This is a genomic window from Sporomusa sp., assembly GCF_057736855.1.
The window spans coordinates 1-10390 of sequence record NZ_JBYKYF010000066.1 but is presented as its reverse complement, the minus strand read 5'-3'; the positions used below and the strand labels follow the sequence as shown (position 1 = coordinate 10390).

11 protein-coding genes and 1 pseudogene are annotated in these 10390 nt (G+C 37.7%); 4 read left to right on the top strand and 8 right to left on the bottom strand.

What is annotated here, in order from left to right:
- The 8 genes and pseudogenes from AC29Z1_RS06385 to dnaA all read right to left on the bottom strand — a co-directional run.
- A partial coding sequence (locus AC29Z1_RS06385) for an acetyl-CoA hydrolase/transferase family protein (RefSeq protein ID WP_488270623.1) occupies positions 1-847 on the bottom strand: 847 nt, incomplete at its 3' end.
- Between the two features lie 438 nt (positions 848-1285).
- A pseudogene (gene gyrB / locus AC29Z1_RS06380) lies at positions 1286-3210 on the bottom strand (DNA topoisomerase (ATP-hydrolyzing) subunit B).
- A gap of 93 nt (positions 3211-3303) precedes the next feature.
- Positions 3304-3555, bottom strand: a complete 252-nt coding sequence (gene remB, locus AC29Z1_RS06375) for an extracellular matrix regulator RemB (RefSeq protein WP_488270622.1) — start codon at positions 3553-3555, stop codon at positions 3304-3306.
- Positions 3533-4399, bottom strand: a complete 867-nt coding sequence (locus AC29Z1_RS06370; RefSeq protein WP_488270621.1) for a DciA family protein — start codon at positions 4397-4399, stop codon at positions 3533-3535. The genes remB and AC29Z1_RS06370 overlap by 23 nt, the downstream gene beginning before the upstream one ends.
- 5 nt (positions 4400-4404) lie before the next feature.
- The gene (gene recF, locus AC29Z1_RS06365) at positions 4405-5502 is read right to left on the bottom strand and encodes a DNA replication/repair protein RecF (protein ID WP_488270620.1); all 1098 of its coding nucleotides are present in this window, start codon (positions 5500-5502) and stop codon (positions 4405-4407) included.
- Positions 5499-5720 carry an RNA-binding S4 domain-containing protein gene (locus AC29Z1_RS06360; protein WP_488270619.1) on the bottom strand — a complete coding sequence of 74 codons (222 nt, stop codon included), beginning with the start codon at positions 5718-5720 and terminating at the stop codon, positions 5499-5501. Before AC29Z1_RS06360 ends, recF begins: the two co-directional genes overlap by 4 nt.
- Positions 5721-5776: 56 nt before the next feature.
- Positions 5777-6904 carry a DNA polymerase III subunit beta gene (dnaN, locus tag AC29Z1_RS06355; RefSeq protein WP_488270618.1) on the bottom strand — a complete coding sequence of 376 codons (1128 nt, stop codon included), beginning with the start codon at positions 6902-6904 and terminating at the stop codon, positions 5777-5779.
- Between the two features lie 281 nt (positions 6905-7185).
- Entirely contained in the window at positions 7186-8748 is a 1563-nt protein-coding gene (dnaA, locus tag AC29Z1_RS06350; RefSeq protein WP_488270617.1) for a chromosomal replication initiator protein DnaA, read from the bottom strand.
- A gap of 529 nt (positions 8749-9277) precedes the next feature.
- Here dnaA and rpmH point away from each other — a divergent pair.
- The 4 genes from rpmH to AC29Z1_RS06330 all read left to right on the top strand — a co-directional run.
- Positions 9278-9412 carry a 50S ribosomal protein L34 gene (gene rpmH, locus AC29Z1_RS06345; protein ID WP_488270616.1) on the top strand — a complete coding sequence of 45 codons (135 nt, stop codon included), beginning with the start codon at positions 9278-9280 and terminating at the stop codon, positions 9410-9412.
- Between the two features lie 111 nt (positions 9413-9523).
- A complete protein-coding gene (gene rnpA, locus AC29Z1_RS06340; protein ID WP_488270615.1) occupies positions 9524-9886 on the top strand; it encodes a ribonuclease P protein component in 363 nt (120 codons plus the stop codon).
- Entirely contained in the window at positions 9883-10101 is a 219-nt protein-coding gene (gene yidD / locus AC29Z1_RS06335; RefSeq protein WP_488270614.1) for a membrane protein insertion efficiency factor YidD, read from the top strand. Before rnpA ends, yidD begins: the two co-directional genes overlap by 4 nt.
- A 57-nt stretch (positions 10102-10158) precedes the next feature.
- Positions 10159-10390: YidC/Oxa1 family membrane protein insertase (locus AC29Z1_RS06330; RefSeq protein ID WP_488270627.1), on the top strand; the 232-nt coding region annotated here is incomplete at its 3' end.

Genomic DNA, 10390 nt, shown 5'->3' with positions numbered 1-10390 from the left:
CATACAATTCTTTGGTACCAGCTGCAAATGACCAAACACCTTTTCCTTTATCCAACCGTTTATATTTATTGGTTAATTTACCTTTTTTATACATTGTGAGATAGGCATCTACCAACATTTCAGTATGCATCCCCAAATCTTTTACATCTGAATCAGCAATTAAATTACCGACAGCATTAGGCATACCACCAATCCCCAATTGAAGGGTTGCACCATCAACAATTTCCTCAACAATCAGTCTGGCAACTTTTTCATCCACTTCATCAGGTGTGGCTGGAAGTACTTCTGGCAGCGGGATACTACCGCTTTCAACTATATAATCCACCTCGGAAATATGAATACATTCATCTCTGCCACCTAATGCCACTGGCAACAGATCATTTACTTCAACGATAACAATTTTAGCTGCATCCAAAATTGCTCGCGTAGCAGCAGTTGATAACGAAAAATTAAAGTAACCGTGTTTATCCATCGGCGCTACGGTTACCATCGCAACATCCACAGACAAATCATGGCGATAATAACGTGGTTGATTGCGGAAAATCATAGGTATGAAATTACAGAGATTACGATCATGCAATTGGCGGTCATAACCACTAAAATGCCAGCTTGAAAAACTAAAAACATCTCGCTCCGGATCTACGTTTACTACTTCACGCGGTCTTAGTGACAAAGTACTGCGAATTTTTATATCCTTTAGTTCTTCTTTGCGTTTAGCCAATGCTTTATCCAGCAGCACCGGCTGGCCTAAGCCAAAACCATAATCTACCCAATCTCCTGACTTTACAACTGTTACTGCTTCTTCCGGGCTACATAATTTAGCCTTATACTCATTCATAAAACTCATAATTCATCCCCTCTCTATTTTATAAATATAAATTGATTATTGTTCTCCAAAAAACAGATGGCATCCTGCAGTGACTATCATAATCTCTTTAGGTAAAATTATTTTTTTCATTTTTATGGATATCAGTGATATTAACCCAAGCCATGAAACATTGGCAGATTCATCCTGACAATAGTTATTATGTACACACTTAACTTGACATAGCCGTGATAACAAACGAAATCAAAGGGGCTTCACGGCAGGCAAAACATTATTATCTGATGCTATCCAACAATAATAAAAAAAGCAACCTAATGATTAAGGTTGCCCCAGATATAATGCCATCGAACGACTGAAAAGACTTGGCAGAAACCAAGTCTTTTTGTATGTATATATAATCTTATGCAAATACACGCTACATTACGTACATGTTTAAAAATAAACATACACATAGATATTCTATATATCTAGATTTCTAACTTTATTAGCATTTTCCTCAATGAAAAGTCGTCTAGGCTCCACTTTGTCGCCCATTAATACGGTGAAGATTTCATCAGCAGCAATAGCATCCTCAAGCTCGACTCTGAGAATGGTCCTAGTTTCAGGATTCATGGTTGTATCCCATAGCTGTTCAGGATTCATCTCTCCCAAGCCTTTGTATCGTTGGACAGTAATATTGTCACGGCCAATCTTCTCTAACAGACTTTCCATTTCGGCGTCACTATAGAGATACCAGCTTTCTTTACCTTTTTTTACAAGATACAATGGTGGCTGAGCAATATATACATGACCGCCTAAAATCAACGGTTGCATATGACGATAAAAGAAGGTTAATAACAAAGTACGGATATGGGAACCATCTACATCAGCATCAGTCATAATGATAATTTTTCCATAGCGGCGTTTTTCAATATCAAAATCTTCACCAATACCACTGCCAAAGGCAGTGATCATCGCGCGAATTTCGGCATTATTAAGGATTTTGTCCATACGGGCTTTCTCGACATTCAAAATTTTGCCGCGTAAAGGCAGAATCGCTTGGAACCGACGGTCACGTCCTTGTTTTGCCGAACCACCGGCACTATCACCTTCGACAATATAAATTTCGGCCTGATCTGGATCTTTGATCGAGCAGTCAGCCAATTTACCTGGTAGTGAACTAGATTCCAGCGCATTTTTACGTCTTGTCAGTTCACGGGCTTTGCGAGCAGCTTCACGGGCGCGAGAAGCCATAAGCGATTTTTCGATAATTTTCTTCGTAATACTAGGGTTTTCCTCAAAAAATTCGGCAAGCCCCTCTGACATAATATTATCGATAATGCCACGAACCTCACTATTGCCAAGTTTTGTTTTGGTTTGGCCTTCAAACTGCGGTTCTTGAATTTTGACACTAATGACAGCCGTCAAACCTTCACGAACATCTTCACCACTTAGATTCTCATCATTGTCTTTAAGAATATTAAGTTTACGGCCAAAATCATTAATTGCCCGGGTTAAGGCTATTTTGAAACCGCTTAAATGGGTACCACCCTCTTGGGTATTAATATTATTGACAAACGAATGGATATTTTCTGTATAACCATCATTGTATTGAAGAGCAATCTCTGCGTAGGTGGTATCCTTAGAACCACTAATATAAATAGGAGTAGAATGAACAACATCTTTATTTTTATTAAGATGCTCCACAAAGGAAACAATACCACCCTCATAATGAAACTCTTTTCTTTCCCCGGTGCGTTCATCTTCCAGAATGATGGTTAGAGTTTTGTTAAGAAAGGCAAGTTCTCGTAAACGGGTTTTTAAAGTATCAAAACTATACTCGAGGTCTTCAAATATCTCTTTATCAGGTTTAAACGAGACCTTAGTGCCTGTCTCTGACGTTTCGCCGATGACCTCAAGACTTTTGACGGTATGGCCGCGCTCAAAACGGATAGAATGAATCTTACCGTCTCTTTTAACTTCTACTTCCATCCATTCTGACAGCGCGTTTACTACAGATACCCCTACCCCATGAAGACCACAGATACTTTATACCCTTCTCCGCCAAATTTCCCACCGGCGTGAAGAACTGTGAGCACAACTTCAACGGCCGGTTTCCCTGTTTCGTGCATATCTACCGGGATGCCGCGGCCGTTGTCAATAACTGTTATACTGTTATCCTGATGGATTTTAACTTCAATTCGGTTGCAATAACCAGCTAGTGCTTCATCAATACTATTATCAACAACCTCATACACCAAATGGTGCAAGCCCTTGGCCGAGGTACTGCCAATATACATACCAGGACGTTTACGAACAGCTTCTAAGCCTTCAAGAACTTGAATTTGTTGTGCGCCATAATTGCCATTTACTGTTGTATCATTCATGTCTATCGAATCACCCATATGCCAAACCCCCGTTATCTTCTACAACAAATTACCACTGTCGACACCACAAGCAGCATGACTTCAAATAGCATAAAATCATAGAGTAATTACCTACTCTTCTTCGATTGGTATATAGCCTGCTCGCTTTTTAAGTGTTTGCGAGGAAATTGCTGATAAATACACATTTTGGTCAGTTATAATAAGACTTTTGACGTTATTATCAGAAATATCTATAACTTTATTTGCCGATTTACTGTTAGTTATATATTGATTGGTAACCGCTGATCCGGTTATTTTATAGTCTAAAATAGCAATTACGGTACGTAAGGGAATAACAGTATCAGCGCCTAGATGCAGAAACATGGCTTTTCCTCCTGACTTTTTCCGCAAGTCGCACTTTTATCTTACCAATTATGGTATCAATCATTGTATCATTTATCCTGCCTGGCTTAACTCCGGTCATTAACATGACCAAAGTACCCTCTTTTAGCTTGTCCAAGCCTGGTTCAAATAAAGCATGAATAAGCTTATGAACTAAGCGCTTTTTTGCAGTATGAAACTGACGTGGGCTGCACGGAACAAACTGGCAAACTTCTTGATAAGTAAGCCAGGGAGCTTCCGTTAGCAGTTTGGTAATAGCCATATTTGTCTCCTGCTTGCACTCGATACTGCATACAGTGCAATAACTTTGCCCTGGTGGTACTAATACATTACAACGTTTACAAGATTTCCAGCCTGCTTGTTGTTTGGCTTTATCTAGTGCAGTTTGTTTTATTAAAACATAATAACATTTTTTTCTTAAACTGTCATCTCGTATTGGTTCGGTAGCTTGCCATATGGCAGCTAATTCTTCGGAACTTAATTTAGCTGGCTGTAATACATCATGAGCTTCCCCATCTTCTTGATTATTCTGGTACATTTTTAAATTTCCTGCTTGAAACTTGATATCAACTATTAGTTTTTCATTTAAGTATGTATTAATTTTATCAATAAGCATAGGCTTTAACATCAAAAGATGGTGGCTCCATACCGGGTTATTTACAGCTAATAATAAAACACCTCGCTGGACAGAAATTGGCCAGGAGTGACTGGCAATTTCGTCTCCAGCAATTTCCTGCCAATGAACAATAACTGATTGAGCATTAAATTGTTTTGTCAAGCCAATCGATCGTAACGTATTTGGCAATACCTCTTTTACCCGAAACATCGTAATCACTCCGTTACAGTACCGCCCAGTATCCGATAAAATTTTCCCAGTTTTGTTTGACAAAAATATTGTTCGTCAGCAGCGGTAATAAAAGTCTGAATACGTTCCCTAATAAATAAAAGTAGTTCAGAACGGCGGTCAGCGTCAAGTTCACTCATCACATCGTCTAGTAGTAATATGGGATACTCGCCAGTTTCTGATTTGATAAATTCCAATTCAGCCAGCTTCAAAGCCAATACACCTGTTCGCTGTTGTCCCTGCGAACCAAAATTACGTAAGTTTTTGCCATTAACCCAAAATATAAGATCATCCCGATGAGGACCAATTCCTGTACTACCGCTTACAATATCCTGAGCTCGGTTACGGTTAAGCTGTTCATGATACCAGTCACTTAAATCTTCGATTTTATCTTGCTGTAATCCATGCAAGTAGTAAGAAACAGTTAAATTTTCACGACTACTGGTTATTTTGCGGTGATGCAAATTAGCTAGCATGGTTAGTTTTTTTACTGCTTCCAGCCGTTTTTTGGTAATCGCAGCTGCAGTACTAGCTAATTGATCATCCCAGGGAGAAAGTAATTCTTCACTTGCCTTTTTTTCCCTTATTTTTTTTAAAAGATTATTACGCTGGCTAAGCATGCGGTTATAGTTTAATAGCTGCCGATAATATGGAGGATTAGCCTGGGAAATTTCATTATCCAAAAAGCGCCGACGTAAAGCCGGCGCTCCTTTAATTAATAACAGATCTTCTGGTGAAAATAATATGGCATTTAGTGACCCTATAATCTCTCTAGCCGGCAAGGGATGACCATTATATAGTATCTCCTTATTTTTGTTGGCTATAAATTTGATTTTTATAGAGTTTTGCACTTCTTGGCGAAAAAAAACAACCTCTACACTGGCAGCAGATTGATTCCAGCGAATAAGTTCCTGATCTGTATTCGTACGATGTGAGCGTCCCATGGCTGCCAAGTATAAGGCCTCTAACAAGTTGGTTTTTCCTTGAGCATTAGGGCCAATAAACACATTGATATTGGCGGTAAAGTCAATATTGATATCTATATAATTACGAAAATTTCGTAAAATAAGACGGTTTACTCTCATTGCTCACCTGTAACAATTCTCCACTTACCCATTCCTGTTATCTCAACAATGTCTCCAGGACGGATTTTTTTTCGACGTTCAGTAATAATATGACCATTAAGTTTTATCAGTTGGTCTTGAATAAGAGGTTTTATTTGAGCTCCATTCTCAATAATTCCTGCCCATTTTAAAAGTTGGTCAATATTTATTTCTGAAGTATATATTTCAATTTCTTCCATCAATAATCCTCCTAATAGAGGCTTTTTTATTACCTTTTTTTGTAAAAATTCTAATTTTATAGAGTACGAACCGGAGTAATAATATACGTATAGGTTTCGTCATTGACTGGCCTAATGCTAGCTGGACTAAGTGGTGTATTTAGTGAAAATAACAGTTCAGAGCTTCCAATATTTTTTAGAATATCGGTTACGTATTTGGCATTAAAAGCAATAGTAATATCAGTTCCTTCTGTGGAAACAGGAATTGTTTCACAGGCTTTACCAATATCAGGATTATTGGAAGTAATAATCACTTCATTAGGATTAAACTCAAATTTTATGACATTATATTCTCCATCTTTTGCCATTAATGATACACGTTCTACGGCATCAATGAATAAGCCGGTATTAATTGTCGCCGTTGTACCAAATTCCATTGGTATAACTCTATTGTAATCAGGATACTGCCCTTCTATGAGTCTAGACTCTAAATAAACATTTTCAAAACGAAAAGCCACTCTTGTTTTTTCCCAGCAAATATTAACATCTATAGGCAGTTCTGAATTTAATAAACGGGCTAGTTCATTAAGAACTTTAGAAGGAATAATGATTTTGAGGTTGCTATTGCTTGTAGTATTTTCCGTCAGGCTCTTTTTTAATGCTAGTCTGTGAGTATTGGTAGCCACCATTCGTACGTCATTGTCTGTTAGTTCAAGTAATGCCCCTGTAAATATAGGCCTACTTTCTTCCGTTGAACAAGCAAATACCGTCTTTTTGATAAGATCACGCAACACATTATCTTTAATTGTTATGTGACTTGTACCGTTTTGTTTATCAAACAACGACTTTAATACCGGAAATTCGTCAGCAGGTAGGCTCAATAAATTAAATTGGGAGGTACCTGCTATGATTTTTATTGTTCGATCTTCAAGTGAGGATGCAATTTCGACAGTTTCTCCAGGGAGTCTTTTTACTAATTCTTGCAAATACCTTCCAGAAAGAACAATTTTACCAGGAATATCTACATTTGCATCAATGGTGCAAGAAATTCCTATTTCGTAGTCAGTGGCTTGCAGTTGTAGTTTATTATGTTCTGCGGACAAGTAAATGCCAGAGAGAATAGGCATAGTGGATTTAGTGGCGACTGCTTTTTGGACGGTTTGTACTGCATAATTCAGCTTGTCTTTGGAACAAGTAATTTTCATTATAGAGCCCCCTTGATAAAAAAAAAAATGAGATAAAATTTAAAAAAGACTGTAATACTATTATTGTTTAATGCATATATTAATAAATAGCCGTAATAGTAGTAGGCGCTGTTGATATGTTAATAAATATGTCGAATCCTTGAAGTATAGGAAGTTATGATGTTAATAATATGTCGATAAGGTATATGACAGTTATCAACATATTAACAGAAAAATAACGGGATAAAGTTATGCACATGTTGTGTACATCTTAGTTAAGTAGTTATTAACAGGGTTATGCACTAGGATTCAATACGTTTAATCAATTCTTTAATGGTGTTGTTTAGTTTGGCATCCATCTGTTTTTCGCGATTGATTTTATCATGTGCATGAATAACTGTAGTATGGTCACGTCCACCAAAGATTTCGCCGATTTTGGGCAATGAAGTTTCGGTAAGTTCCCGGCACAAATACATAGCAATTTGTCTAGGATAAGTTACATTACGAGTGCGTTTTTTGGCTATAAGATCTTCTAGCTTAATTTTAAAATAGCTGGCCACCACATCTTGAATAAGTTCTACGGTGATTTGTTTTGGCCGACCATTGGGGAAAATATCCTTTAAAGCTTCTGTGGCTAAATCAATATCAATAGGTTGGTTATTAAGTGAAGCATAAGCAACCACCCGGATGAGGGCACCCTCAAGTTCACGTATATTATTTTCAATTCGGCTAGCAATATACACAATGACTTCATTGGGTACATTGAGGCTTTCCATCATAGCCTTTTTACGGAGGACGGCAATTCGCGTTTCCAGATCAGGAGGCTGAATATCAGTAATTAAGCCCCATTCAAAGCGGGAACGGAGTCGATCCTCAAGGGTTTGAATTTCTCGGGGCGGACGGTCACTGGAGATAATAATTTGTTTATTGGCCTCATGTAGAGTATTAAAGGTATGGAAAAATTCTTCTTGGGTATGTTCTTTTTTGGATAAGAATTGAATGTCGTCTACAAGCAGAACATCGATATTGCGGTAACGCTGCCGAAAACTTTCGGGATTACCGCTGATAATTGAGTTGATAAGTTCATTAGTAAATTTTTCGCTAGAAATATAGACAACTTTCATATTAGGATTGTTTTCTTTAATACGGTGACCAATGGCATGCATTAAATGGGTTTTTCCCAGGCCTACACCGCCATAGATAAAAAATGGATTATACACTTGAGCTGGAGCTTCTGAGACAGCCAGCGAAGCAGCATGGGCTAACCGGTTAGAGTTGCCGATAACAAAGGTGGAGAATACATATTTAGGATTCAAATTACATTCTTCTGTTGCCGGCATACTGGTGCTTTGTTGCTGGTCAGAAGATTTAATTTTTATAGCAGCCGGTGGGGACTTGGGTTCAGATACCACTGGTGAAGGTGAAATTGCAGCAGCTTCAGGAATATCATCTATATCATCAAGATATTTTAAATAGTCTGCATTATTGGTTATATCTACATCTTTTACAGACGGGGCTGGTGGTTCAGTAGTAATAGGGTGATTCGATTGAGCTTGCTGATTAACAGCAGTTGCTTCTTCTATCTCAGCATCCAAGCTTGTGGGCTCTTCAACTCCGTCCATATCTATATCCATATTAATAAATACAATTTCAAAATCTTTGTTGGAGGCAGCTTTTAAAGCAGCTTTAATAACGGGGACATAGCGACTTTCAAGCCATTCTTTGACAAATTGTTTAGGAGTGCCGATTTCGATAACGTTGTCTTTAATGGATAATGGCATTGTTGATTTGATCCATGTTTCAAAAAGCGGCTTGATAAACGCTTTTTTCATATGTACCAGAGCCTGTTGCCATATGCTTGCCATATAAGCGGTATCAGCGCTCATTGTAATCAATCAGTCCTTTCATTGTATTGTGTTTATATGGATGTTTCGCATCATACATTTTTCCACATAATAAAATTAAAATTAACATAAGTTATCCACAAAGATATTAACAACTGTGAATAACTTTTTTATTAAGAGTATTTATGGCGAAAAAAAATACAACGGCGGTACATAATAATTCCGCAAGCTTGTATTATCAGGGTATTGAAGATTGTGGATAACTCTGTGAATAAGTCCAGTTTTTTGTGGATAAATTGTTAATTGTGGATAGTAAAAGGCATGTACACATGAACTGTTGATAACTGTGCATAACTATATTAACAAATCATGTGCTAGTTATCAACAAGATATTTTCGTTTGTGACTAAAAAAGGGATAATTTATCCACAGATATCTGAATTTGTCGCCAGCAATTATCTTGACATAGAGCCTTTTGCTAGTCTATAATCTAAGCTAGTGAAATTTTGTAGATTTCAGTGATTTCCCCTTTTTATAAGGAGGTGTTTAAAGTGAAACGTACTTATCAACCTAATACGCTATGGAGAAAAAGAACTCATGGTTTCCGTGAACGTATGTCAACAGCCGGCGGTCGGACTGTATTGAAAAGAAGACGTGCCAAAGGCAGAAAAAGACTGTCCGCATAGAGCATAGAGTAGGCCGCTTTGGTGGCCTATTTTTTCCATTAGTTATTTATTATAGCGGTTATTGCTTAAACAGTTGTTAAAAATAATATTATAGAAACCGGATGGTTATATATGGTCAAGAGGTTTGCTTTGCCTAAATGGAGCAGGCTTTGTCAAAATAAGAATTTTCAAGCAGTATATAAAGCAGGTAAGTCATATGCTAATAAACAATTGGTATTATATGTGTTACCTAATGAGTCTGCTAAACGTCGAATCGGTTTTGCTGCTGGCAAACGGTTAGGATCGGCCGTTGTGCGTAATCGCGTAAAGCGTTTATTAAGAGAAGCGTATCGATTGCATCAGGATAAAATTATTTTAGGTGTAGATATAGTACTTGTTGGCCGTAAACCATTGGTTGGCGCCAGTTTACATCAAGTAACCAAGTCATTCTTAGAACTTAGTGCCAAAGCTAACATCTTGGTAGATCCAACATGAAAAGAGTAGTAACAATATTTGCTATTTATCTTATCAAGTTTTATCGGGGCTTTATATCACCATTAAAACCGCCTAGCTGCCGGTTTGTGCCCACTTGTTCCGAGTATGCATTGCTGGCTATCGAAAAGTATGGGGTTGCCCGCGGCTCAGTGATGGCTGTACGGCGTATTTTGCGCTGTCATCCGTTTCATCCCGGCGGATATGACCCTGTTTAACATACATATCCTATTGTTTGCAGGAGGGAAACTTTTTTGGATTTTTTAAGCAACATTATGCAAGGTGCATTGACTTTCTTTTATAATTTAACAAGTAGCATGGGGTATGCTAACTATGGTATTGCGATTATTCTATTAACCATCGCGATTAAAGTAGTATTGTATCCGCTAACTGTAAAACAAGTAAAGTCAATGAAAGCCATGCAGGAAATTCAGCCTAAATTAAAGGCAATACAGGAAAAGTATAAGGGTATCCGGAAAAGCTTAATAAGGAGCTGGCTAATTTATA